Consider the following 25,100-nt stretch of genomic DNA (forward strand, 5'->3'; position numbering starts at 1 on the left):
CCCGGACAGCCGCATGCGAGATGCGACGATCCTACTTCTTCGCCGCCGGCCTGCGCTTGATCTTGACGGTGATCTCGGAGCCCGCGCTCGCGGGAGCGGCCTTCTTGGCGTCGCCCTTCTCGGCGGCGCGGCGGCGCGCGGCGGCCGCCTTGCCGGCGGCGATGCGTGCCTCTATGTCGGACGCCGCGGCGGCCGAGGGCCCGCCGGAGACGACGGCCTTCTTGGCGCCCGGCCTCACGGTGACGCCGCCGCGCGCCGCGCGCTTGCCGCCCGCACCCGGCTTGCCGCCCACGAACCCGCGGAGGCGCTTCCAGGCGCGCGTCCAGCGCCGGTTGATGGACTCGCCGCTCGTGGAGCGCATGCCCATGCACGGGGCGGCGATGAGGACCGGGAGCAGGTACTCGACGGCACGCCAGATGACGAAGCCGGCCGTGGTGTGCACCCCGTACATCCCCTGGAAGAGGATGGCGAAGCCCACCTCGGCGCCGCCCGCGCCGCCCGGGAGCGGCACGGCATTGATGAGGAGCTCGAGCATCGAGCCCGAGGCGAGGCAGATCAGGAAGTCCGCCGGCTCGCCGAAGGAGCGCAGAACGAACCACGGCAGCGCGTACATGCAGCCGAGCTGAAGGAGCGTCACGAGCATCGTGAGCAGCATCTCGCGCACGTTCCTGGCGGAGCGCTTGAAGGCGGCCGAGAACTTGACCACCTGGGTGTTGACCATCTCGTACCACTGCTCGTACTTCTCGTCCTTGAGCCAGCCGCGGCGGTTGGCGAAGCGCAGCGCCCAGTTGCCGATGGCCACCACCGGCTTGGGGAACAGGCACAGGAAGAGCATCGCGCCGACCTGCACCACCTTGAAGCCGAAGAGGAAGACGCCGATGAGGGTGACGTCGCCGAAGGTCTCGTAGAAGTAGGTGCCGCAGAAGAGGAGCATGATGGCGGCGAAGACGCCCTCGCCCGCCTCGTAGAGCACGGTGCGCGTGAAGTTGAGGGCGCTCGCCTCGCCGACCGAGAGGCCGGCGCGCGTGAGGCGATAGATCTGGGCCGGAGGGGCGCCCGCGCTGTTGGGCGTGAGGCGCATGAAGAAGACGCCGGAGGCCTCGACGCTCATGAGGTCGCGGATGCCCACGGGGTTGTCCGGGTCGGCGATGATGGAGAGGACGTAGGCGAGCACGCCGAAGACGTAGTAGAACATGAAGCAGGCCACGCCCGCCGCGATCCAGGCGAGGTCCACACCCGCGAGAGACGTCACGAACTCGTCGACCTGCCCGCTGAGGACGAGGTAGAGCGCGTACGCGATGGCGACGAAGCCCAGGAAGACGACGGTCTTTCGGACCTGGCCCAGCGACTTCTTGTCCGCCTCGCGGTCCTCCGCCGCCACGGTGCGAACGGCCGAGACCTTCATGGAGACCCGCTTGGCCGCCCCCTTCGCGCCCTTGGGGACCGAGGTCGGGGCCGCCTTGGGCTCGGCCGCGGGGGCCGGCACGCGCGCGGTCTCGGCGTTGTTCTGATCTTCTGCCACTCGGAAGCTCCCCACGGGCCGGCGGACGGTTCGTCAGTCTAGTGTAACGCGGCGGCGAGAAGGACGACCGCTCGCCGGCCGGCGGGCGGCAGACAACAGAGAACTGCTACGCGCCGCGTCGACCTACTCCCCCTCGCGCCAGCCCTTCGCGACGTCGACCCAGCCGCGTGCGCCAGAGAAGCGCTCGAGCTCGTCGAGCGTGAGCTCGATGGCGGAGTTTGAGCTGCCGGCCGCGGGCCACACGGTCTCGAAGCGCCTGAGCGACTCGTCGAGGAACACGTCGACGCCCGGCTCAACGCCGAAGGGGCACACGCCGCCCACCTCGTGCCCGACGAGCTCTGCGGCCTGGTCGCGCGAGAGCATCTTGGGCTTGGTGTGGAACGCGGCCTTGAACGCCTGGTTGTTGACGCGGGCGTCCCCCGCGAAGAGGATGAGCGTGGGCGTCTCCCCCACCATGAAGCTGAGCGTCTTGGCGATGCGCGCGGGCTCCGTGCCCACCGCCGCCGCGGCGAGCTCGACCGTGGCGCTCGACTCCTCGAACTCCCGGATGCGCCCCTCGGCGCCGAACTGCGCGAGATGCGCGCGGGCCCTCTCTATGGACATGGCTCCCCCTCCGAGTGAGACAAACGAACCTGTCCCCTTTGTCTCACTTCCGCACGATGCCGCCGCCGAGGCAGCGAAGACCATCGTAGAGCACCGCGGACTGGCCGGGGGCCACGCGGCGCACCGGTTCTTCGAAGCGCAACACGTCGCCCGCGAGCTCCGCCTCGCGAAGCTCGCCCGTGTGGCGCGTGCGCACGAGGTAGCGCCCCGGGGCGGGGCGCTCGCCGGAGATCCAGCGGACGTCGTCGAGCTCGATCTCGCGGCAGAAGAGCGCCGGGCTGTCGTGGTCCGCCGTCACGTACACCACGTTCTTCTCGACGTCCGTGCCCACCACGTAGCGGGCCGGCCCGCCCCCGAGGTCGAGCCCGCGCCGCTGCCCCACGGTGAAGAGGAACGCCCCGTCGTGGCGGCCGAGCACGCGCCCGGTCTCCCACTCCACCACGTCCCCGGCGCGCCGCTCCAGCGCGTCGAGCAGGAACGTGCGGATGCCCACCGGACCCACGAAGCAGATGCCGTCTGAGTCCGGCTTGTTCTCCACCCCCAGGCCGCGCTCGGCGCACATGCGGCGCACCTCGGCCTTGTCGCGAATCTCGCCAACGGGGAGCAGCGTGCGCGCGAGGGCCTCCTCCCCCACGCGCCACAGGAAGTACGTCTGGTCCTTGTGCTCGTCGAGCGCGCGCAGCAGGCGCACGCGGCCGTCCTCGCCGCGCTCAACGCGGCCGTAGTGCCCGGTGGCGACGAAGTCGGCGCCCTCGGCGAGGGCGCGCTCGAGGAACGTCCCGAACTTGATCGTCTGGTTGCACATGACGTCCGGGTTGGGCGTGCGGCCGTGCGCGTAGGCGTCCACGAGGTAGTCCACCACGGTGGCCCTGTACTCGGCCTCGCAGTCCCAGACCTCGAGGTCGATCCCCAGCGTCACCGCCACGCGCTCCGCGTCGGCGAGCTCCTGGGCCCAGGGGCACCTGAAGCCGGGCAGGTCGCGCGACCAGTTGCGCATGTAGACGGCCGTGACGTCGTAGCCGGCCTCCACGAGCAGCGCCGCGGCGAGCGCGGAGTCGACGCCGCCGGAGAGGCCGCAGCAGACGCGGGTGCCGGGCCCGGGCGCCGGGAGCGCGCGCCCCATCAGCGCCACCCCGCCACGAGCTCGGCCGCGCGAGCGGCCTGGCCGGCGTCTTCAAGCCCGAGGCGGGCCATCTCCGAGCGCACCGCGCGCTCGATGGCGAGCACGGCGTAGTCGACCTCGCCCTCCGTGGTGGGGAGGCCGAGCGTCAGGCGCAGGCTCCCCTCGGCGAGCGGCCGCGGCATCCCGATGGCCTCGAGCACGTGCGAGACGCGCATGCGGCTCGCGGCGCACGCCGAGCCCGTTCCCACCGAGACGCCCTCCCGCTCGAGGGCGATCACGAGGCGGCGCGCCTCGATGCCCGCGAAGGCCACGTGCAGGAGGCCCGGCAGGCGCCTCTTGGGGCTGCGCGGGCCGGAGACCACCGTCCACGGCAGGCGCTCGAGCAGGCCCGCGCGCAGCCGCTCGCGCAGGGCGGCGAGGCGGCGCGCCTCCTGCGCTCGGCGCTCGCAGGCGAGCTCCATCGCCCGCGCGAGGCCCACGACGCCCGCGACGTTCTCCGTGCCGGAGCGCACGCCGCCCTCCTGCCCGCCCCCGTAGACGAGCGGGCGCAGCCGGACGTCGTCCGCGGCCCAGAGCGCGCCCACCTGCTTGGGGCCATAGATCTTCGCCGCGGAGAGCGTGAGCAGGTCGACGCCGAGCGAGCTCACGTTGACCGAGAGGCACCCCGCCGCCTGGGACGCGTCGGTGTGCAGGTAGATGGGCGTTCGCTCGCCGGCCTCGAGGCGTCGCGCGCGCTCGTCGGCCACGACGCGGGAGATGTCGCGCACCGGCTGCACGCAGCCGATCTCCCCGTTCGCGAGCTCTATCGAGACGAGCTCGGTGTCCGGCCTGATCGCGCGCGCGACGGCGGAGGGGTCCACGAGGCCGTCGCGCCCCACGCGCACGGTGCGGCGCGCGTGGGTCCCGGCGCAGGCGAGCACGCTCTCGTGCTCGATTGCGTCCACGACCACGTGCCCCTCGACCGCCGCGAACGCGAGGTTGTTGGCCTCCGTCGCGCCCGCCGTGAAGACGAGGTTGTCGGGGCGCGCCCCGATGAGGCGCGCCACGGCGCCGCGGGCACGCTCGACGTCGTCGCGCACCCCGCGCGCGAGCTCATAGGGCGCAGACGGGTTGTAGAAGCGCCCCGTGAGGTAGGGCGCCATGGCCTCGAGCACCTCGGGGTCGAGCGGCGTCGCCGCCGCGTAGTCGAGATAGGCGCCACGCACGGGGCCGCGCTCGTTTGGTCCTGGCGTCATCGGGCGCTCCCCTCCGCCTCGGTCATGGTGTTGCCGTCCTCGTCGAGCACCAGGTTGCCGTCCTCGTCCACGAGGTCGCGCTCGCCGCCGATCTTGAGGTTCTGGAAGCGCGCCGAGATGAACTCGTCCGAGTAGTTGGTGTCCACCCACTGCTCGAAGGCGTTGGCAGGCGGCACGCCGGCGTCACGCTCCGTCTTGCGGTCGAAGCACACGAGCGTCATCGCGATGTCGGCGACGAGGTAGACCGCCACGAGCGCGACGAACACCACCTGCCGGCGCGCGACGGGCATGCCGATCTGGTAGAGCAGGCGGGGCATGACGGCGCGCGACCACACGAGCCCGAGCAGGCCCCACATGGCGACGAAGCGCCACGCCACCCACTGCGTGATGTGGTCGGGCAGGTGGAGGTACGTCCAGGACTCGGCGTCGAAGAGCTCGGACATGGCCCAGCCGGTCAGCTGCTCGAGCACGCCGCCCACGAGCGCGGAGACGAGAAACACCTGCCACGCGCGCGCCCCGCGACGGCGCATGTGGAAGCAGAGCGCGGTGAGCAGGACCGCCCCCACCCCGTAGAGCGGCGAGAAGGGCCCCCACACGAGCCCCACGCGGCTCTCGGTGAGGCCTGCCGTGAGGAGCATGAAGACCTCCTCGATGAGCAGGCCCGCCATGCTGCCCACGAAGAAGATGAAGATGATCTGGTACCAGCCGAGCTGCAGGTGGTCGAGGTACTCGTCGACCGCGGCGCCGGAGGCGCGCCACCGCGCGAAGACGCGGCCGAGCCCGCGCTGGCGGGACGCCCGGGCAAGCTCGCGCTCGAGCGCGTCCTCGGACTCCTCGAGCGCCTCCTCGGCGAGCTCGACCTCCTCGTCGCCCAGCCTGCGGCCGCGCGACAGCCACTCCCAGAAGTACACGACCGTCCGCACGAAGCCCTGGGCGACGGCGAACAGGAAGATGAGAAGCGCGATGGTGAAGAGCATGCAGAGGTCCCCTCAGGCTCAGGCGTCCGAGTGAACAGGATAGCAAAAGGGCCGGTCACATGACCGGCCCTCTCATACCCATGGAGCGGGCTACGGGGTTCGAACCCGCGACCTCCACCTTGGCAAGGTGGCGCGCTACCAACTGCGCTAAGCCCGCGACGCAAGGAGTAATGATATGGCTTCTCCCCGTAGATTGCAAGGCCCGTCTTGGAAAAGTTTTCCGCCGCCCGTCCTTCTCGCCACGCGGGCGAGAAGGACGGGCGGCTCGCACGCAAAAAAAGGGCACCCCGAGGGGTGCCCGTCACGTCCTGGAGGCGAAGCCCGGATTCGAACCGGGGGTCAGGGCTTTGCAGGCCCGTGCCTTACCACTTGGCCACTTCGCCGTATGAAAAAGGCCGATCAAGACCGGCCTTCTGAGCTCGCATGGAGCGGGCTACGGGGTTCGAACCCGCGACCTCCACCTTGGCAAGGTGGCGCGCTACCAACTGCGCTAAGCCCGCAAGCGCAGGGATTACTATACGGGGCCGGGCCAGCTGACGCAAGGGGTTAGATTTCAATTCATGGAGGAACTGTGAACCCTATGGTCGTCACAGCCGGCGGGTCACCCCGCGAGGGGCGGCGCGCCCTCAGGCGAGGAGCCCGAGGAGTCGAGCAGCTTGACGAGCCGAACGACCGTCCCCTCCCCCGTCCGCTTGCGCGTGATGCTCACGGAGTCGGCGAGCATCCGCATGAGCCGTATGCCGCGCCCGCGCTCGTCCTCGGGGGCGGCCTCGGGAGGCTCGTCCCCGTCCGACAGCTCGAAGCCGCAGCCGCAGTCGCTCACCTCCACGCACACGCGGTCCGGGTAGGCCGCGACCGTGGCGAGCACCCCGTCGGCGCAGGTGTGGTCGACCGCGTTGCCGAGCGCCTCCCCGCAGGCGAGCCTCATGTCGAAGAGGGAGTCTCCCGTGAGTGGGAGGCGCGAGAGGAGCTCGCCGAGGCGCTCGCGGGCGGCGGAGAGCTCGTCGGGGCCCACGCGGAAGGTCGTGCGCCATCGCGGCAGCACCGACGGGTCGAGCGCCGCGACCTCGCGGCGCGCGCCCGCGCGCGAGACGGGCATGAACTCGACGATCCTCATGAGGCTGAGCGCGCGATAGAGCTGGGGCGAGACGTTGGAGAGCGAGAGCAGGCCGCCCATGCGGCGAATGCGCCGCAGCTCGCCCAGGATGAAGCCCATCCCCGCCGAGTCGACGTAGCTGACGTCGCCCATGTTCATGAAGATGCGCCTCGTGCCCTGGGCGACGAGGGCGTCGAGGCGGCGGCGCGCGGCAGGGACCGACCTCACGTCAAGGTCGCCCTCCACGTTGAAGACGGCTATGTCCACAGGAGCACCCATGCCGGGATTATTCCCCGCTCGGACGCGTCCTAACGCCCCGCGCCCGAGCGGTCGGCAGAAGCGCCCTCCCGAGGCGAGGCCGACCCGGCGCGCGCGCCGAGCCCGTCGAAGCGAAGCGCGAGCATCGCGACGTCGTCCTCCAGGTTCTGGCCCGTGAACCCCTCGAGGTCCGCGAGCAGGCGGGCCACGAAGCCGTCGTAGGGCTTCTCGGGAGAGGACTCGCGCATGACGGCCTCGCGCAGCCCGTCCTCGCCGAAGAAGGCCCCCCGCGGGTCGCGCGCCTCCGTCGTGCCGTCGGTGTAGAGCAGAAGGACGTCCCCGGGGACGAGGTCGACGAGACCGTCCTGGTAGTTGATGTCATGGAACGCGCCCACCACGCCGGACTGCACGTCGAGGATCGAGATCTCGTCCGCGCCCGCGTGCACGAGCACGGCGGGGGGATGGCCGGCCGAGCAGTACCTGATCGTCGCCTCGTCGAGGTCCACGATGCCCACGAAGAGCGTGGCGAAGGTCTCGAGGCGCGAGAAGCCGAGCAGGAACTCGTTCAGCGAGCGCACCATCCGCGCAGGCGCGAGGCCCTCCCACGCGTAGGCGCCGAGCGCGGTCTTGACCGCGGCGGAGACCGAGGCGGCCTCGACCCCCTTGCCCGAGACGTCGCCCATGATGACGCAGGCGCGGTGCCCCGGGAGGCGGATGAGGTCGTAAAAGTCGCCGCCGACCGAGGCCGCCTTGGTCGCGGAGGAGTAGACGGCCTGCGAGGTGAGGCCCTCGACCGACTGGAGCTCGTTTCTCATGCCGGTCTGGAGCGCCTGCGAGATGCGCTTGTCCTGCTCGCGCGCCTCCTCCCCCCGGGCGATGTCGCGGGCGTCGGCGGCGAGGCCCGCGAGGAAGTCGAGCTCGGTCTCGTCGAGGGGCTCCGCGCCGTCCGGGCGGAGCACGAGCAGGCACCTCCGCACGCCCGAGAGCTCGCCGAGGTCGACGAGGGCCCCGACGCACGGCTCCCCCATGTCGCGCAGCAGCGAGAAGAGCTCGGAGTCGGGGCGCACCGGCACCACGGCGACGTCCCCAGCGCGATAGGGCTCGGCGAGGGCGTCGAGGTCGACGGGGAGCTCGCGCGAGCCCGTGAGCGGCAGGTCCGCCATCACGACGTGCTGGCGGTCGTTCTCGCGCACCGTCACCACCGCGGCGTCGAGCTCGTCTCCCGCCTCGGCGAAGACGTCGTGGATGCGGCCGAGCGCGCCCTCGCCCGTGCCCTCGGAGGCCGACGTGAGCAGCTCCTCGCGGAGCTCGGTCGCGAGCGAGGCGAGCCGGTCCGCCCGGCGCGCCCGCAGCGTGGCGAAGGCTCCCGCGAGCTGGATGGAGAGGTAGCGGGCCACCGAGTCGAGCAGGCGCGCGTCATCCTTGAGCAGCGGGTGCAGGCGACGCCACCCCACCTCGATGATCGAGATGACCCTGCCGCCGAACCACACGGGCACCACGATGAAGCTCGTGAAGGGCGGCACGGTGTCGACCCGCATCCGGAGCACCTCGCCCGTCTCCTCGTTCAGCACGTCGCGCTTCGTGAGCCTGCCCTGGCGCAGCGAGGCGTTGGAGGGGGCGCACACGCGCAGGCGCACCGCCCTCCCCTCGCGGATGGCGAGCCGCTCCACGCTCCGGCCGAACGGCATGAAGCGGGCGAGGCGCTCGCCGTGCAGCCCGCTCGAGATGCCGCGCAGGTGGAAGCCGTCCGCCTCCGAGAGGTACACGAGCGTGCCGTCCGCCTCCATGGTGTCGGTGAGCTCCTCGAGCGTGCGCTCGAAGAGGGTGGCGATGTCCCCGGAGTCGATCGTGTCGAGCACGATGTTGAGCGTGCCCGAGAGGCGGTGGTTGGCGCGGCGGAGGTCCGCCATCGCGCGGGCCCCCTCGCGGTCGGCGAGGGCGTCGGCGTCCACGGGCATGGCGACGAGCAGGTAGGTCTCCCCCGGCGCCCGCACGGCGTCGCAGCGCACGCGCACGGCGTGCGGCCTGCCGTCCGCCGACCTGAGCGAGGCGAGCGCCACCGAGCCGTCCGCCGGGATGCCGAGCGCGCCGACCTCGAAGGGGCCCTCGGCGGCCGGCCTCCCCTCCCGCTCGACGAGCGTGCGCACGTCGACCCCCACGAGCCCCTCCCCGGCCCCGAGGAGCTCCACGGCCTCGTCGTTGGCAAGAAGGACCCTTCCGGAGCCGTCAAAGACGAGCACGGCCTCGCACGTGAGCTGGAGGAGCTTCGAGAGGGCGCCGACGAGGCTCCCCTCGCCGATCCCCCCGACGCGCGTTGTGCTGAGCTCGCCCCTGGCCATGAGACCCCCTCCGTCACGACTCTCCGCATTAGCGTAGCACGCGGGAGCGACGCACGGCCGCATACGAAAACGGGCCCCTTTCGGGGCCCGTGCACCTTCGTGGTGTCGGAGGCGGGACTTGAACCCGCACGACCTTTTAGTCAGTCACTAGCACCTCAAGCTAGCGCGTCTGCCAATTCCGCCACTCCGACTTGTCACTGCGCTTTCGCGCAAGGGATAGTATGCACGAGTCCCCCCGACGATGCAAGCCCCAATCTGAGATTATTTTCGGAGCGGGATCGGCATGGGCCGGGACCCCCTCAGGCCGCACTCGCGAGTGCCCTCCGCGAGTGCGGCCTGAGGGGGGCGTCGATGGACGCACTCGCGGGTCCTTCTCGCCCAAGCGTCCGCACTCAACGCGTTTCCGCCGCGAGTGCGGCCGCACTTGCGGAACGCACTGCCCGACGGCGTGGCCCCGGGCTCCGTCGCACGAAAAAAGGCGGCGACCCGAAGGCCGCCGCCGAGAGGTGCTCCCTATTTCGTGCGAGAAGGACTAGCCGAGCGTGCCCGTGGGGAACGTGAGCGCCATCACGAGAATGCTCACGATGAAGACGGTCGCGGTGATGACCGTCAGGCGGTTGAGGTTCTTCTCGAGAACGCCCGAGCCGGTGCCGGAGTTGTAGAGCGAGGAGGCGATCATGTCGGAGACGCCCGTGCCCTTGCCTGAGTGCATGAGGACGAGGATGACGGTGAGGGCTCCGGAGAGGAACAGCAGAACGGTCAGGATGATGTTGAGCGGGTTCACTGAGGCTCCTTCAGGACAGATGCATAACAACTGGTCATGGTAACACAAAGGGGCCCGGACGAGGTCCGGGCCCCAGACTCCACATCTGTCGAGAAGAACGTGGCCTACGCCATCGCGCTCTTGACCATGGCCGCGAAGCTGTCGGCCTTGAGGGAGGCGCCGCCGACGAGCGCGCCGTCGACGTCCTCCTTCTCGAGGAAGCCGGCGATGTTCTCGGGCTTGGCGGAGCCGCCGTAGAGGACGCGGATGCCCTGGGCGACCTCCTCGCCGAAGACCTCGACGAGGGTGGCGCGGATGGCGCCGCAGACCTCCTGGGCGTCGTCGGCCGTGGCGGTCTTGCCGGTTCCGATGGCCCAGATGGGCTCGTAGGCGATCACGTACTTGGAGGGGTCGGAGATCTCCAGGCCCTCGGTGTCCTTCTTGATCTGGTCGACGACGAACTCGACGTGCTTGCCGGCCTCGCGGACCTCGAGGGACTCGCCGCAGCAGGAGATGGGCACGATGCCGTGGGCCATGAGGGCCTTGGCCTTCTTGTTCACGTCCTCGTCCGTCTCGCCGAAGTAGTCGCGGCGCTCGGAGTGGCCGATGATGCAGTAGGTGGCGCCCACGGCCTCGAGCATGTTGGGAGCGGTCTCGCCGGTGTAGGCGCCGGACTCCTCCCAGTAGACGTTCTGGCCGCCGAGGGCGAACGGGGCGGACGTCTGCTCGATGACCTCGGAGACGCCCTTGAGGTCGACGGCGGGCGGGCAGACGACGACGTCGACGTCGCCGGTGCCGTCCTTGAGCTCGTCGGCAAGGCCCTGGGCGAGGACGACGCCCTCGCTGTAGGTCTTGTTCATCTTCCAGTTGCCAGCGATCATCCTCTTACGCATCGAGAAGCGCCTCCACTCCAGGAAGGGCCTTGCCCTCGACGAGCTCCATGGAAGCGCCACCGCCGGTGGAGATCCAGCTCATCTTGTCGGCCAGGCCGAACTTGTTGATGGCAGCGACGGAGTCGCCGCCGCCGATGATCGAGGTGCAGTCGGAGTCCGCGATGGCGCGGGCGACGGCCTCGGTGCCGTGGGCGAAGTTGTCGAACTCGAAGACGCCCATCGGGCCGTTCCAGAAGACGGTCTTGGCGGCCTTGACGGCGTCGGCGTAGAGCTTCTCGGTCTCGGGGCCGATGTCCATGCCCTCGCGGTCGTCGGGGATGGCGTCGGAGGCGACGACCTCCGGCACGGCGTCCTCGCCGAAGTGGTCGGCGACGCGGTTGTCGATCGGGAGAAGGATCTTGACGCCCTTCTCCTCGGCCTTCTTCAGCATCTCGCCGGCGCGCTCGACCCAGTCCTCCTCCTTGAGGGACATGCCGACGGACATGCCCTGGGCGAGGAAGAAGGTGTAGGCCATGCCGCCACCGATGATGAGGGTGTCGGCGGAGTCGATCAGGTGATCGAGGACACCGATCTTGGAGGACACCTTGGAGCCGCCGACGATGGCGACGAAGGGGCGCTCGGGCTCGGCGAAGATGGAGGTCAGGGTGTCGACCTCCTTCTCGAGCAGGAAGCCGGCGTAGGCGGGGAGATAGGCGGCGGGGCCGACCACGGAGCCCTGGGCGCGGTGCGCGGTGCCGAAGGCGTCAAGCACGAAGATGTCGCCGTAGGAGGCGAGGGTCTTGGCGATCTCGGGGTCGTTCTTCTTCTCGCGCTTGTCAAAGCGGACGTTCTCGAGGACGAGAATCTCGCCGTCCTGGAGGGCGTCGACGGCGGCCTTGGCCTTCTCGCCGTAGGTGTCGTCGACGAACTTCACGTCATAGCCGGTGAGCTCGGCGAGCTTGTCGGCGGCCGGCTTCAGGGAGAACGCGGGCTCGGGGCCGTCGCCCTTGGGGCGGCCGAGGTGGCTCATGAGGATGATCTTGGCGCCCTTGTCCTTGAGGTACTCGATCGTGGGGATGGCGGCGCGGACGCGGGTGTCGTCCGTGACGACGCCGTCCTTCAGGGGGACGTTGAAGTCAACGCGCATGAGGACGCGCTTGCCCGCGACGTCGGCGTCGCGGACGGTCTTCTTGGTGAAGGCCATGCTCACTCCTTTGTCTGGTTCCTACGAGAAAGGGGCGCGGCCGCGGCCCCGTGAGCTGCGACCGCACCCCTGCGAAAAGCCGATGCGAAGCGTTGACTACGCGACGAACTTCTCGAAGTACTTGATGGTGCGGACCATCTGGGAGGTGTAGGAGTTCTCGTTGTCGTACCAAGAGGTGACCTGAACGAGGCTCTGGCCGTTGCCGAGGTCCTGGACCATGGTCTGGGTGGCGTCGAAGATCGAGCCGTGGGTCTCGCCGATGATGTCGGAGGAGACGATGTCGTCCTCGTTGTAGGCGAAGGTCTCGGGGATGGTCTCGGCGTAGGCCTTCATGGCAGCGTTGACCTCGTCCTTGGTGACGACCTTGTCAACCACGCAGTAGAGGTTGGTGATGGAGCCGGTGGGCGTGGGAACGCGCTGGGCGGCGCCGATCAGCTTGCCGTTGAGCTCCGGGAGGACCAGGCCGATGGCCTTGGCGGCACCCGTGGAGTTGGGGACGATGTTCTGCGCGCAGGCGCGGGAACGACGCTTGTTGCCCTTGCGCTGCGGGCCGTCGAGCGGCATCTGGTCGCCGGTGTAGGCGTGGATGGTGGTCATGATGCCGGAGACGATCGGCGCGAAGTCGTTGAGGCCCTTGGCCATCGGGGCGAGGCAGTTGGTGGTGCAGGAGGCCGCGGAGATGATGTTGTCATCGGCGGTCAGCTGCTCGTGGTTGACGTTGTAGACAATCGTGGGGAGGTCGTTGCCCGCGGGAGCGGAGATGACGACCTTCTTGGCGCCGGCGTCGATGTGAGCCTGGGCCTTGGCCTTGGAGGTGTAGAAGCCGGTGCACTCGAGGACGACGTCAACGCCGAGCTCGCCCCAGGGGAGCTTGGAGGCGTCGGCCTCCTTGTAGATGGTGATCTTCTTGCCGTCGACGGTGATGGAGTCCTCGCCGGCCTCGACCTTGTGGTCGCGAGCGTAGTTGCCCTGCGTGGTGTCATACTTCAGAAGGTACGCGAGCATGTCGGGGGAGGTGAGGTCGTTGATGGCGACGATCTCGGAGCCCTCGTGACCGAACATCTGACGGAAAGCCAGACGGCCGATGCGACCAAAGCCGTTGATTGCAACCTTAACTGCCATGCTTTCTCCTTTCACGGGGCCGCCGGGGCTTCTCCTCGGCGGACCAAAGCACCAACATGGGCTGACGCCCCTGCCACCCGATAGTGTACCCCACACGCGACGGTGCGTTTCGCTAAAACTGGCACGGGGCTGAATTTAAGCCGCGGGCGCTCAGGTTTTCGCCGCCGACGTGGGATGGTTCCCGGCTCTCATCTGGGGACGGGTTATTTCGGCCGGAGATTCTGGGACGGGCCATGCCGCCGGCGGCATGGCCCGTCCCAGAATCTCCGGCCGAAATAACCCGTCCCCAGATGAGGTCACTCCTCGGCCTCCTCGACGATCTGCTGGAGCCTGAGGACGCGGTGGTACATCGCGGACTTCGACGCCGGCGGGTCGAGCTCGGCGCCGAGCGCGGCGAGCGAGAGCTCCGGGTGCTCCCGGCGCGCGCGGCAGAAGGCGCGCAGCGCCGGCGGCAGCGCCGCGAGCCCCACGCCCCTCTCGGCGCGGTCGATGAGGTCGAGCTGCGAGGCGGCCGCGCCCGTCGAGCGGGCCTGGTTGGCCATCTCGGCGTTGACGCGACGGTTGACGTCGTTCTTGACGGACTTCTGCGCGCGGGCGAGCTCGACCACCCTGGCCATCCGGTGCGCCCCCATCACGCGCAGGAGCGAGATCACGTCGTCGAAGCTCTTCAGGTAGAGCGCGAAGGCGCCCCGCCGGCGGTTCAGGCGCGCCGAGACCCCGAAGGACCCGACGAGCGACACGAGCCCGCGGGCGAAGTCCTCCCCCGTCACGGCGATCTCCAGGTGGAAGTCCCCGCGCGGGTCGGCGATGAAGCCGCCCGCCATGAACGCGCCGCGCACGAAGGCCGCCCGCGCCTCGCGCGAGCGCAGCAGCGCGACCGGCACGCCCGTCGCGAGCCCGCGCCCCGGGACGAGGATCCCGAGCTTCACGAGGTCCTCGGCGAGCTCGTCCTGCTCGGGCATCTCGATCAGGTAGTTCCTCGTCTTGTGCAGGACCGAGCGGCGCACCGTGAGCGGCGTCTCCAGGTCGAAGAGCTTGTGCGTGAGCTTGATGATCGTCCGCGCGACGGCGCCCGTCTCCGTGGCGATGCGGATGGAGTAGCGCCCCGCCCCCCGAAACGAGAGCGTGCCGCACACGCGGATGAGCGCCGAGAGCTGGGCGAGCTCGGCGGCCGGCGCGCCCTCGACGCGGGAGAGCTCGTCCTTGACCCGGGCTGTGAACGACATCCTAGCCCGTCCTCACGTTGGCGAGCGCGAGGTCGCGGTGCGAGAGCGTCACGTGGTAGCCCCCGTGCTCGAGGTAGGCCGCCGTGGCGCCGGCGATGGCGACGCTCCTGTGCTGGCCCCCCGTGCAGCCGACGGCGATGGAGAGGTGGCTCTTGCCCTCAGCCACATAGCCGGGCATCGCCACGTCGAGCAGGCGGTACCACGCCTCGAGGAACTTCTCGGTGGTGGGGTTGCCGAGCACGAAGTCCGCGACGAGCCGGTCGTTGCCCGTGAGGGCGCGCATCTCCGGGTCGTAGAAGGGGTTCGGCAGGAAGCGCACGTCGATCATGAGGTCCGCCTCGACGGGCATGCCGTGCTTGAACCCGAAGGAGAAGACCGAGACCTCCATGAGCTGCTGGTCGGTGAGCTCGGAGAAGGCGCGGCGCAGGCGGGCGCGGAGCTCCTTGGTGGAGGTGCGGCTCGTGTCTATCACGAGGTCGGCGGCGTCGCGCACGGCGGCGAGCTGGGTCCGCTCGCGGGCGATCGCGCTCGCCACGGTCTCGCCGGGGCCGGCGAGCGGGTGCCGGCGGCGGTTCTCGTCGTAGCGCCGCATGAGGACGTCGTCGTCGGTGTCAAGGAAGACGACCTTGCAGGAGATCTCGTGCTCGCGCAGCTGCGTGAGCGAGTCGCTGATCTCGTCGAAGAGGCCCTGGCTGCGCAGGTCGCAGGTCACGGCGAGGTGGCGCCCGACGCCCGAGTTGATGCCCACGAGCTCGGCGAGCTGCAGGAGCAGGCGCGGGGGCAGGTTGTCGATGCAGAAGTAGCCCATGTCCTCGAAGACGTGGAGGGCCTGCGTGCGGCCCGAGCCGCTCATGCCCGTGATCACCACGACGTCGGGCACGCGGTCGCGCCCCTCGGCCGCGCGCATCTGCTGGCCGGTCGCACCCATGGCACTCCCCTCCTCGAGGTCCTTCTCGCCGTCCTTCTCGCCAGTATACGGCAGCGGGGTCGGGCATGCCGCACGGCATGCCCGGACGGGACGTCCCCGGGCCGGCCCAGAAGGCCGCGCGGCGAGAAGGACGCGCGGCCGAGCATGCCCCCGTGCACGGAATCGCGGCTCGGGAGCCGCAGACCGTGCGCGGGGGCATGCTCGATGAAGCCGTGCCGCACGGCATGCTCGCGCGGGCCCAATTGGATGCCGACAGCGCGGGAGGGACGGACCGGGCATGCCTCCGCGCACGGATGGACCATCGTGCCATGCGGCATGCTCGGGCCGGCCCAGAGGGCCGCGTGGCGAGAAGGACGCGTAGCCGAGCATGCCCCCGCGCACAGATGGCGCGAGCATGCCCCTGCGCACGGTTTCCGGCTCCCGCGCCGCGATTCCGTGCGCAGGGGCATGCTCGACGGAAACGCGCCCCGGGAATCCACCCGGGGCGCTGGGGACTACTTGTCGAGGCCGCTCTGCTCGGGAGGCAGGGGCTTCTTCAGCAGGGAGAGCACGAGGCATCCCACCGCCGCGCCCGCGGCGAGCGCGATCAGGTACTGCACGGGGTTGGTGATCACGGCGATCACCCAGGCGCCGCCGTGCGGGGCGGGGCTGGCGCAGCCGAGGAGCATGGAGAGCCCGCCGGCCGTGGCCGAGCCCGCGATGCAGGCGGGAAGGACGCGCAGCGGGTCTGCCGCGGCGAAGGGGATGGCGCCCTCCGTGATGAACGAGAGGCCCATGACGTAGTTCACCAGGCCCGCCTTGCGGTCCGCCTCGGTCCAGCGGTTCTTGAAGAGCGTGGTGGAGAGCGCGATCGCAAGCGGCGGGACCATGCCGCCCGCCATGACGGCCGCCATGATCATGTTGCCGGTCACCGTCTGCTCGGCGAGCGCCGCGGTGCCGAAGACGTAGGCCGCCTTGTTGATGGGGCCGCCCATGTCGGTGGCCTGCATGCCGGCCACGATGATGCCCAGGAGCACGATGGAGGTCCCGGAGAGGCCGTTCAGGAAGCCGGAGAGCGCGGAGTTGATGGCGCCCATGACTGGGTTCACGCCCATCATGACGAGGCTCGTGAGAAAGACGCCGAGGACCGGGTAGAGCAGGATAGGCTTGATGCCCTCGAGCGAGGACGGCAGCTTCTCGAGCGCGCGCTCGAGACCCAGCACGAGGTAGCCGGCGACGAAGCCCGCGAGAAGGGCGCCCAGGAAGCCGCCGGAGACGAGGGCGGCCTGCGCCTCGGCGTCCATGGCCGAGGAGAGGTAGCCGAGCGTGTAGCCCTGCTTGGCGATCCAGCCGCCCACAAAGCCCGCGGCAAGGCCGGGACGGTCGGCAATCGACATCGCGATGTAGCCCGCGAGGATGGGCAGCATGAAATTGAAGGCCTGGTTGCCGGCCACGTTGAAGAAGGCCGCAACCGGGGTGGAGTGGCCGTAGGCGCTCGTGCCGAGGCCCGGCTGATCGAGCAGGAACGAGAGCGCCATCAGGATGCCTCCGCCCACCACGAAGGGCAGCATGTGGGAGACGCCGTTCATGAGGTGCTTGTAGACCTGACGCCCCACGCCCTCGCCCTCGGCAGCCGCGGGCGAGGCGGCGCCGCCCTGGGCGTGGCAGATGGGGGCGCGGCCCTCCATCACGATGTTGATGAGCTCCCCGGGCTCGTTGATGCCGCGGGTGACGGAGCAGGAGTAGAGCGGCTTTCCGTCAAAGCGCGCGAGGTCCACGTTCTTGTCGGCCGCGATGATCACGCCGCGCGCGCCGGCCACGTCCTGCGCGGTGATGACGTTCTTGGCGCCGCCCTGGCCCTGGGTTTCGACCTTGATGCGCACGCCCATCTCCGCGGCCTTCTTTTCGAGGGCCTCGGCGGCCATGTAGGTGTGGGCGATGCCCGTGGGGCAGGCCGTGATCGCAAGCACGTCGTAGCCCGCGGCGTCGCGCGCGGCGGCGCCGGCGGCCTTGGCCTCCTCCTCGGCGCGGTGCCGGTCCTCCTCGGCGTCCACGAGGGCGCGGAACTCCGCCGGGGTCTTCGCTGCGCGCAGGGCCGCGCAGAAGTCGGCGTCGAGAAGCAGCGTGGAGAGGCGGCTCAGCACCTCGAGGTGCGTGTTGGCCTCCCCCTCCGGCGCCGCGATGAGGAAGAGCAGCGTCGCCGGCTCCCCGTCGAGCGACTGGTAGTCCACGCCCGCGGGCACGGTCATGGCCGCGAGGCCGGGCGCGGAGACGGCGGCCGTCTTGGCGTGCGGGATTGCGATGCCGTCGCCGAGGCCCGTGGAGAACTGCGCCTCGCGCTCGCGAACGGCCGCGGCGTAGCCCGCCTTGTCGGCGACGTTGCCGCCCTTCGCCATGAGGTCGACGAGCTCGTCGATGGCCTCGTCCTTGGATGCCGGCGCACCCCCGATCCTGATCGACTCAGGCTTGAGCAGGTCCGTGATTCTCATGTTCTCTCCTTCCTTTCGTGCATTTAATTTAATATTTTATCTATACGGGAGGAGCTCCCCCGTCGTGACCGCCTCTGGCCGCCGCGCTCGGCGCGGTCGTGCCAAATAAACCTGACGTCAGTGGCGTGACGTCAGTGGCGCGTGGCGAGCAGCGCCTCGACCTCGGGCCTCGTGGCCAGGTGGTCGGAGAACGCGCTGGCTGACCCCGTGGCGAGTGCCATCTTGAAGGCGGTCTCGTAGCTGCCGGTCTCCATCAGGCCCGCGAGGAAGCCGGCGACGGAGGAGTCGCCCGCGCCCACGGAGTTGACCACGGTGCCCTTGGCGGCGGGGCTCTGGAAGACCTCGCCCGTCTCGGCCACGAGCACGCCGCCCTCCCCCGCCATCGAGACGAGCACGTTGGCGGCGCCCATCTTCTGGAGCCGGCGCGCGTACGGCACGACCTCGTCGCGCGCGCGCAGCGTCACGCCGAAGATGTCCCCGAGCTCGTGGTTGTTGGGCTTCACAAGGAAGGGGCGGTACCGCAGCACGCGCGTGAGCAGGTCCTTCTCGGCGTCCACGACGACTCGCACGCCGCGGCCCTGGAGGCGCTCCATGATGCGCTCGTACATGTCGTGCGGCAGCGCGGCGGGCACGGAGCCGGAGATGACGAGCGTGTCACCCTCGCCCAGCGCGTCCAGCTTGGCGAGAAGGACCTCGACGTCCTTCTCGGCGATCTTGGGGCCCATGCCGTTGAGCTCGGTCTCCTCGTTGCTCTTGACCTTGGCGTTGATGCGCGTCATGCCCTCCGCCACGCGGATGAAGTCGGTCTCGACGCCCGCCTCGGCGCACAGGCGGCAGAGCTCGTCGCCCGTGAAGCCCGCCACGAAGCCGAGCGCGCGGCTCGCGTGCCCGAGGTTGCCGAGCACGATGGAGACGTTCACGCCCTTGCCCCCGGGCAGGATCTTCTCGTAGGTGGTGCGGTTGATGACGCCCAGGCGCATGTCGTCCACGCGGACGATGTAGTCGAGCGACGGGTTGAACGTGACGGTGCAGATCACAGCGACACCTCCATGACGTTGTCGAAGCTCCGGTACTCCTCGGGGACGTCCCCGCAGGTGACTATCGTGGCGTCGCAGAAGTCCGCGAACGTGACGAGGCTCGTGCGGCCGAGCTTGGAGGCGTCGGCGAGCACGTAGCGCCGGGTCGTGCGCTCCAGGGAGACCCGCTTGACCATGGCCTCGTTGGGCTCGGGCGTGGTGAGGCCCGCCTCCGGCGTGATGCCGTTGGAGCCCCAGAACCCCAGCGTGAAGTGGAGCTTGGAGAGGGCGTCGAGGGCGCCGGGCCCCACGAGCGCCTCGGTGGCGCTCTTGAGCTCGCCGCCGAGGACCGTCACGGAGAGGCCGCGGGCCGCCAGGCGGATGGCGTGCGAGACCGAGTCGGTCACGTAGCCGGCGCGCGTGGGGGGCAGCAGGTCGAGCAGGATCTCCGTGGTGGAGCCGGCGTCGAGGTAGACGAAGTCGTCGGGCTGGACCAGCGCGGCGGCGTGCGCGCAGATGGCGCGCTTCTCCTCGTCGTGCAGGCCGTGGCGCTCCCCCAGCGTGAGGTCGCGCGTGAGGTGCGCCGACTCGCGGGTGGTGGCGCCGCCGTGAACCTTGACCAGCTGGTGGGCCTGGTCGAGCTTGTCGAGGTCGCGGCGGATGGTGGACTCTGAGGTCTCGAGCGCGGCGGCGAGCTCGGGCACGGTGACAGTCCCGCGCAGGCGCACCATATCGACGATGCGCGCGTGGCGCTCCTCTGCCAGCATGGCTACTCCTCCTCGGGGTAGGTGACGCCCCAGTCGGCGCGCAGGCGCGTCATGAGGTCCATCACGTCGGACGCGGTGTCGATGAGGCAGGCGGCCTGGGCGTCGCCCGCGACGGCGCGCTCGAGGTCGGCCATCTCGTAGCAGAGGGCGTAGCCCTCGACGCCGGCACGCACGGCCTCGCGGCGGCCGTCTGCGGTCCACACGATCGTGGCGGTGTCGGCGCGCGGGTACTCCGTCACCTCGACGTAGCAGCGGTCGAAGGAGATGACCGCGCGCTTGGGCTGCTTGGAGTGGAGCGTGAGCGCGATGACGCCGAGCTGGCCCTCGACGTTGCGGCAGACGATGCCGCCCGCCTCGTCCACGCCTGTGACGGCGAGGTTGCCGAGCGAGACCACCTCCTCGGGCTGGCTCGCCATGAAGAGGCGCATGATGCTGAGCGCGTAGACCCCGATGTCGAGCATCGCGCCGCCGGCGAGGCCCCGGTTGTAGAAGCGGTTGGTGAGGTCCCCGTACTCCTTGTAGGAGCCAAAGCTGACCTGCGCGAGGTTCATGCGGCCGAACTCCCCCGCGTCCGCGCGACGCCGGAGCTCCCGATAGAGCGGCATGTGCAGGATCGTCGTGGCATCCATGAGCACGACGCCGTTGGCGGCGGCGAGGGCGCGGGCCTCGGCGAGCTCGGCGGAGTTGAGCGTGATGGACTTCTCGCAGAGCACGTGCTTGCCCGCCGCGAGGGCGCCGCGCAGGTAGCGGATGTGCGTGTTGTGCGGGGTGGTGATGTAGACGGCGTCCACCTCGGGGTCGGCGTAGAGCTCCTCGGCCGTGTCGTAGACGCGCTCCACGCCATGCCTCTCGGCAAAGGCGACGGCCTTCTCGCGGGTGCGGTTGGCAACGCCGTGCAGGTGGCGACCGGCGAGCGCGAGCGAGGTCGCCATCTGGTTGGCGATGACACCGCAGCCGATCACGGCCCAGCGGAGCTCGGGCGCGGTGAAGACGTCGTCGGGGAACGGGCGATTCTCGATGGCCTCGAAGGCGGCGGCTGCCGCGGCGGCGGCGTCGAGCGGGGCGTTCTTCTCGGTGTCTGACATGGGTCCTCCTGCCGTTCTGGTCCTACCCTACGATTGTCATTTTTGCGCAATTTCTTCCATTTGTACGCAACTCTACGCATTCTAGCGGTAAGCGGTATGAAAATGACCATAAACGGTCATAAGTACGCATTTCTGCGCATTTTCACGCATGCTTGGATGTTCCGCGCCGTCAGCAGACGACGCGCGGGGCGAGAAGGACGCGCAATCTCGGATGTGGCCCCTAACGAGCGGCATAGTTAGTCATCCGCTCCCTCGTCGCCTCGGCGATCGCCGCCGCGACCCACTCCTCGTTCTCCCTCTTCTCCCTCCGCGCGTTCCTGAACCTCCTGCCCGGCCCCTGGGCGGAGAACGTCGAGGAGAGGAGCTCGGCCCTCGGCACGTGCCCGCGCGCGGCCTCGCCCAGCAGCTCCGAGGCGATCCCGGGCCCTCCCGGCGCGCGGTGCGAGTACCTCCAGCAGAACTCGTCCACGAAGCCCTGGAGCCTCGTCGCCGAGAGGCCGTGGTAGGTCCCCTGGACGTAGGCGCGCAGGTTCGAGATCACCTTGTGCGCCAGGCGCAGCCACGTCCCCGGCGCGCCGCCCGAGGGCGACCTGCCGGCCTCGGCGCGCGGCCACGACGCGACCGCGCAGCCTATGGGCAGGAAGCCGTCGAAGCGCACGCGGGCGAGCACGCTGACGCGGGCGCGGAGGAACTCCCGGTAGGAGCCCGCCGCCACGTCGGAAGCGACCCTGGCCGAGCAGCGGCCCGGGCCCCCGGGGCCGCCGGCCTCGACGGCGACGAGCAGGGGGACCTTCCCGCAGCCGCGGCCCACCCTCCCGGCGACCGTCGCCCCCAGGTACATCTCGTCGACCTCGACGGTCCCGTCAAGCCGCTTGAACCGACTCCGATCTGGCCATGGCGCCCCGGAGGCGCAGCAGCACGTAGCCGGCGGTGCGCTCGGAGACCCCGAGGTGCCTCGCGAGCTCGATCGCGGAGACCCCGCGCTTGGAGTGCGTCATCAGGTAGGCGGAGAGGAACCACTTCACGAGCGGCAGCTTGGTGCCCCTCATCGCGGTGCCCGCCGTCACCGAGAACTGCCTGGAGCAGCGCGTGCACTGCCACTTGTGGGACCGCCCCTTCACCCGCGAGCACCTGGCGTGCCCGCACGCCGGGCACAGGAACCCGTCAGGGAACATCCTGCGCAGAAGCTCCTCCTCGCAGGCCTCCTCGGTCCCGAAGCGCGCCATCCACTCGATCAGGGTCCCGTCCCCGCCGTTTGCCGCCGCCACGTCCCTGCCCGTCATGCTCGCCATCGCGACCTCCCTACGCCGTCGTGCCCCTCGCTGCGAGCGTACGCCGGCGACCGGACAGAAACTCAGGGGCTATGCTTCTCGTTAGGGGCCACAATCTCGGATATCCGGACATCTGCGGTTACGCGTGACAAACTTGAAACTTCCCGATGCGCAAGCTCGGAAAAGGGGCCGGAATGACGGCAAACCCCAGGCTGCGCGTTCTCTCGCGAACGCGCAGCCTGGGGTTTGCGAACATCGCAGGTTGCGCATGCGGGCCTCGCGCGACGCGGTCGGCAATCCGGCGGCAGGATCAGACGCCCGCATGGCGAGAAGAACGGGAACGCCGACAAAGGAGGCGGGCCCCGGACGAGTCCGGGGCCCGCGTCAGCTCGGGGCGATGGGGCTCTCCTCCCCTACTCGATCGCGGCGCGGAACCAGCTGGTGAGCGAGGTGGGGTGCGTGATGCCGGTGCCCACGACGACGGCCCAGGCGCCTGCGTCGATGGCGGTCTTGGCGTCGGCTGGGGTGTGGACGTGCCCCTCGCAGATGATCGGGTAGTCGGGGAACTCCGAGGTCGCCTGCTTGAGCAGCGGCACGTCGGGGCCGTCCTCGAGCGTGGTGTCGATGGCGGCCTTGTTGTGGGAGAGCGTCGTGGAGACGAGGTCGCAGCCGCAGGCGACGGCACGGCGGATGTCCTCGATGGTCATGCAGTCGGCCATGATGAGGACGTCGCTCTGGGCGCGGATGGCCTCGACGGTCTCCTCGAAGGTGCGGCCGTCCGGGCGCGGGCGGTCGGTGGCGTCGAGGGCCACCACGTCGGCGCCGGCGTTCACGCAGGCCATGGCGTGGCGCAGCGTGGGCGTGATGTAGACGCCCTCGTGGCCCTCCTTCCACAGGCCGATGACGGGGATCTCCACGCGGCCCTTGATGGCGGCGATGTCGGAGAGGCCCTGGCAGCGGATGGCGGCGGCGCCGCCGAGCTCGCAGGCGCGCGACATCTGGGCCATGGTCTCGGGGTGGCGCAGCGGCTCGCCGGGATAGGCCTGGACGGAGACGATGAGCTTCCCCTTGAGGGACTGGACGAGCGGTGAGATGGGCATGGTTCCTCCTTCGTGTGCCAACCACGTCAGGTTCGCTGGGGCGTGCAAAAGGGACAGTCACTTTTGCACGACTGACCGTTAGCAGGGGGCGTGCAAAAGTGACTGTCCCTTTTGCACGCCCCAGCGGGGCTAGTCGGAGACCTCGGCGTAGCCGGACTTCACGAAGTTCTCCGCGGCGCCGACGAGCGGGGCGTCGCCGCCGAGCTCGCCGCCCACGATGGGCGTGGTGGCCACGGGCGGCATGGCCTGGCCCCTGAAGGCCTCGGCCATGGCGTCGGACCAGTCGGGGCCGCACTGCGCGACGGAGCCGGAGAGGATCACGACGTCCGGGTCGAGCATGTTGCACATGCTGCCCAGGACCTCGCCGAGGGCGCGGCCCGCCCGGGCCTCGGCGGCCTTGGCGGCCGCATCGCCCGCGGCGGCGCGGCGGTCGATCTCCGCGCCGTCCATCGGCGTGCCGTCGGGCTTCTCGGCGTCGCCGCCCTGGCGCACGTACTCGCGGATGATGCCGGGGCCGGCGGCGATGGGCTCGAGATGGCCGGTCGCCCCGCAGGAGCAGGGCACGCCCGCCGCGGCCGGGCAGCAGACGTGGCCGATGTGGCCGGCCTCGTCGTGCGCGCCGAGCATGATCTTGCCGTACTCGACGAACGCGCCGCCGATGCCGGTGCCCACGGCCGCCACGAGGCAGCTCTTCTTGTCGCGGCCGCCGCCCCAGCGGGCCTCGCCCAGCGCGTGGGCGTGGACGTCGTTGAGGACGCGGCACGGCAGGCCGGTCGCGGCGGTGACCTCGGCGCCAAGGTGGGTGCCGCCCCAGCCGGGCATGAGCTCGTTGGCGAAGGTGATGTCGCCGTTGCGGGGGTTGACCACGCCGGCGGACGAGATCCCCACGCCCACGGGCTTCTCGCCTGCGCGCTCGATGGCGGCCCTCACCTGGGCGATAACCGTCGCGAGGACGTGGTCGCCGCCCTCCATGGCCTCGGTGGGAACCTTCTCGACCTTCTCGATGACGGGGCTCTCCCCTCCCAGGGTGACGAGCCCGCACGCGATCTTGGTGCCGCCGATGTCGACGGCGACGATGGTCTGGCTCATGGTTCCTCCTAGAGAAGGCCGTTGTCCACGAGGACCTTCCTGATGGCCTCGACGTTGTCGCCCTCGAGGGCCTTGACCGGGCGCGGCATGGTGTTGGAGTCAAAGACGCCGAGGAGCCAGAGCGCGGTCTTGAAGGCGCCCACGCCGCCGGCATAGCCCTGCACGCCGGAGGTGACGTCGAAGATGTGGGAGATCTCGTTCAGGCGGTCCTGCTCGGCCTTGACCGTGGCCCAGTCACCGGCCTGAGCGGCCTTCCACATGCGGACGTAGCCCTCGGGCTCGACGTTGGCGAGGCCGGGGACGGAGCCGTCGGCGCCAGAGAGGTACGCGCCGTCGACCACGATCTCGTGACCGGTGAGCAGGGACAGCGGGTGGCCGGCCTTCTCGTTCTCCTGGCAGAGGTAGCGGAAGGAGATGTCGTCGCCGGAGGAGTCCTTGACGCCGGCGAGCACGCCCTCGCGGCCGAGCTTGACGAGCAGCGGCCACGGGAGCTTGGTGTGCACGCACACGGGGATGTCGTAGGCGAAGATCGGGAGGTCGAGCTCCTCGTGGAGGATGCGGAAGTGCTCCTCGACCTCGGCCATGCCGCCGAGGGCGTAGAAGGGGGCGGTGGCCACGAGGGCGTCCGCGCCGAGCTCCTGGGCGACCTTGCCGTGCTCGATGACGCGCTCGGTCTCGGTGTCGATGATGCCCACGAGGACGGGCACGCGGTGGTCGACGATGCGGACGGCCTCGGAGATGATCTGGCGGCGGCGCTCGTCGGTGGAGAAGACGACCTCGCCGGAGGAGCCGAGGAAGAAGAGGCCGTCGACGCCGGCGTCGATCATGCGGTTGATGAGGCGCTCGAAGGAGGGGACGTCGAGCTCGTGGTCGGGGGTGTCGGGGACGACGACGGGGGGGACGACGCCCGTGATCTTAAGGTCTGCCATGCTGGTCCTTTCTTGTGTGGGGCGGGAAGCTCCGCCTCGTGCGGGACAGGGCACTCAGATGCTAGGGCACAAGCGGCGAGAAGGACGCGCCGCTCGCCGATTCGCAA

At 70.1% G+C, this 25,100-nt stretch carries 22 protein-coding genes and 4 tRNA genes; all 26 read right to left on the reverse strand.

The genetic code is table 11. From position 1 onward, the window contains the following. Positions 1-31 precede the first annotated feature (31 nt). On the reverse strand, positions 32-1,522 hold the full coding sequence (locus E0L17_RS02465; protein ID WP_353652937.1) for a lysylphosphatidylglycerol synthase transmembrane domain-containing protein: 1,491 nt from the start codon (positions 1,520-1,522) through the stop codon (positions 32-34). 123 nt (positions 1,523-1,645) lie between these two features. Continuing rightward, positions 1,646-2,125: a YbaK/EbsC family protein gene (locus tag E0L17_RS02470; protein ID WP_167929697.1), complete on the reverse strand. Its 480-nt coding sequence runs from the start codon at positions 2,123-2,125 to the stop codon at positions 1,646-1,648. A 43-nt stretch (positions 2,126-2,168) separates the two neighbouring features. Further along, positions 2,169-3,248, reverse strand: a complete 1,080-nt coding sequence (gene mnmA / locus E0L17_RS02475; RefSeq protein ID WP_167929698.1) for a tRNA 2-thiouridine(34) synthase MnmA — start codon at positions 3,246-3,248, stop codon at positions 2,169-2,171. Further along, on the reverse strand, positions 3,248-4,483 hold the full coding sequence (locus E0L17_RS02480) for a cysteine desulfurase family protein (RefSeq protein WP_167929699.1): 1,236 nt from the start codon (positions 4,481-4,483) through the stop codon (positions 3,248-3,250). Before E0L17_RS02480 ends, mnmA begins: the two co-directional genes overlap by 1 nt. Continuing rightward, positions 4,480-5,460 (reverse strand): putative ABC transporter permease, encoded by a 981-nt coding sequence (locus tag E0L17_RS02485; RefSeq protein ID WP_167929700.1) that lies wholly within the window; start codon positions 5,458-5,460, stop codon positions 4,480-4,482. The genes E0L17_RS02480 and E0L17_RS02485 overlap by 4 nt, the downstream gene beginning before the upstream one ends. 81 nt (positions 5,461-5,541) lie before the next feature. Further along, a tRNA-Gly gene (locus tag E0L17_RS02490) sits at positions 5,542-5,617 on the reverse strand. A 152-nt stretch (positions 5,618-5,769) separates the two neighbouring features. Beyond that, positions 5,770-5,843 (reverse strand) — tRNA-Cys (locus tag E0L17_RS02495). A gap of 41 nt (positions 5,844-5,884) precedes the next feature. Then, positions 5,885-5,960, reverse strand: a tRNA-Gly gene (locus E0L17_RS02500). A gap of 101 nt (positions 5,961-6,061) precedes the next feature. Then, entirely contained in the window at positions 6,062-6,835 is a 774-nt protein-coding gene (locus tag E0L17_RS02505) for an anti-sigma factor antagonist (protein WP_167929701.1), read from the reverse strand. Positions 6,836-6,864: 29 nt separating this feature from the next. Further along, positions 6,865-9,153: a SpoIIE family protein phosphatase gene (locus E0L17_RS02510; protein WP_167929702.1), complete on the reverse strand. Its 2,289-nt coding sequence runs from the start codon at positions 9,151-9,153 to the stop codon at positions 6,865-6,867. A gap of 100 nt (positions 9,154-9,253) precedes the next feature. Continuing rightward, a tRNA-Leu gene (locus tag E0L17_RS02515) sits at positions 9,254-9,344 on the reverse strand. A gap of 341 nt (positions 9,345-9,685) precedes the next feature. Next, positions 9,686-9,937 (reverse strand): preprotein translocase subunit SecG, encoded by a 252-nt coding sequence (gene secG, locus E0L17_RS02520; RefSeq protein ID WP_075279900.1) that lies wholly within the window; start codon positions 9,935-9,937, stop codon positions 9,686-9,688. A 104-nt stretch (positions 9,938-10,041) separates the two neighbouring features. Beyond that, complete coding sequence (tpiA, locus tag E0L17_RS02525; RefSeq protein WP_167929703.1) at positions 10,042-10,809, reverse strand: triose-phosphate isomerase; 768 nt, start codon at positions 10,807-10,809, stop codon at positions 10,042-10,044. Beyond that, on the reverse strand, positions 10,802-11,992 hold the full coding sequence (locus E0L17_RS02530; RefSeq protein WP_167929704.1) for a phosphoglycerate kinase: 1,191 nt from the start codon (positions 11,990-11,992) through the stop codon (positions 10,802-10,804). Before E0L17_RS02530 ends, tpiA begins: the two co-directional genes overlap by 8 nt. A 96-nt stretch (positions 11,993-12,088) precedes the next feature. Next, a complete protein-coding gene (gene gap / locus E0L17_RS02535; RefSeq protein ID WP_075279897.1) occupies positions 12,089-13,114 on the reverse strand; it encodes a type I glyceraldehyde-3-phosphate dehydrogenase in 1,026 nt (341 codons plus the stop codon). Between the two features lie 296 nt (positions 13,115-13,410). After that, positions 13,411-14,340, reverse strand: a complete 930-nt coding sequence (whiA, locus tag E0L17_RS02540) for a DNA-binding protein WhiA (protein ID WP_167929705.1) — start codon at positions 14,338-14,340, stop codon at positions 13,411-13,413. Position 14,341: 1 nt separating this feature from the next. Further along, positions 14,342-15,268: an RNase adapter RapZ gene (gene rapZ / locus E0L17_RS02545; protein ID WP_167929706.1), complete on the reverse strand. Its 927-nt coding sequence runs from the start codon at positions 15,266-15,268 to the stop codon at positions 14,342-14,344. Positions 15,269-15,762: 494 nt separating this feature from the next. Further along, positions 15,763-17,736 carry a PTS fructose transporter subunit IIABC gene (locus E0L17_RS02550; protein ID WP_167929707.1) on the reverse strand — a complete coding sequence of 658 codons (1,974 nt, stop codon included), beginning with the start codon at positions 17,734-17,736 and terminating at the stop codon, positions 15,763-15,765. Between the two features lie 131 nt (positions 17,737-17,867). Continuing rightward, complete coding sequence (gene pfkB, locus E0L17_RS02555; RefSeq protein ID WP_167929708.1) at positions 17,868-18,773, reverse strand: 1-phosphofructokinase; 906 nt, start codon at positions 18,771-18,773, stop codon at positions 17,868-17,870. After that, entirely contained in the window at positions 18,770-19,519 is a 750-nt protein-coding gene (locus E0L17_RS02560; RefSeq protein WP_167929709.1) for a DeoR/GlpR family DNA-binding transcription regulator, read from the reverse strand. The genes pfkB and E0L17_RS02560 overlap by 4 nt, the downstream gene beginning before the upstream one ends. A gap of 2 nt (positions 19,520-19,521) precedes the next feature. Next, complete coding sequence (locus tag E0L17_RS02565; RefSeq protein ID WP_167929710.1) at positions 19,522-20,604, reverse strand: Gfo/Idh/MocA family protein; 1,083 nt, start codon at positions 20,602-20,604, stop codon at positions 19,522-19,524. Between the two features lie 220 nt (positions 20,605-20,824). Then, positions 20,825-21,445 (reverse strand): transposase, encoded by a 621-nt coding sequence (locus E0L17_RS02570; protein WP_167929711.1) that lies wholly within the window; start codon positions 21,443-21,445, stop codon positions 20,825-20,827. 22 nt (positions 21,446-21,467) lie between these two features. Continuing rightward, the gene (locus tag E0L17_RS02575) at positions 21,468-21,896 is read right to left on the reverse strand and encodes a transposase (RefSeq protein ID WP_167929712.1); all 429 of its coding nucleotides are present in this window, start codon (positions 21,894-21,896) and stop codon (positions 21,468-21,470) included. 392 nt (positions 21,897-22,288) lie between these two features. Further along, entirely contained in the window at positions 22,289-22,975 is a 687-nt protein-coding gene (locus tag E0L17_RS02580; RefSeq protein ID WP_167929713.1) for an N-acetylmannosamine-6-phosphate 2-epimerase, read from the reverse strand. Positions 22,976-23,104: 129 nt separating this feature from the next. Further along, on the reverse strand, positions 23,105-24,064 hold the full coding sequence (locus E0L17_RS02585) for an ROK family protein (protein ID WP_167929714.1): 960 nt from the start codon (positions 24,062-24,064) through the stop codon (positions 23,105-23,107). 8 nt (positions 24,065-24,072) lie between these two features. Beyond that, a complete protein-coding gene (locus E0L17_RS02590; protein WP_167929715.1) occupies positions 24,073-24,993 on the reverse strand; it encodes a dihydrodipicolinate synthase family protein in 921 nt (306 codons plus the stop codon). Positions 24,994-25,100 lie beyond the last annotated feature (107 nt).

This window comes from Olsenella sp. SW781 (assembly GCF_012027725.1).
GTDB lineage: Bacteria > Actinomycetota > Coriobacteriia > Coriobacteriales > Atopobiaceae > Thermophilibacter.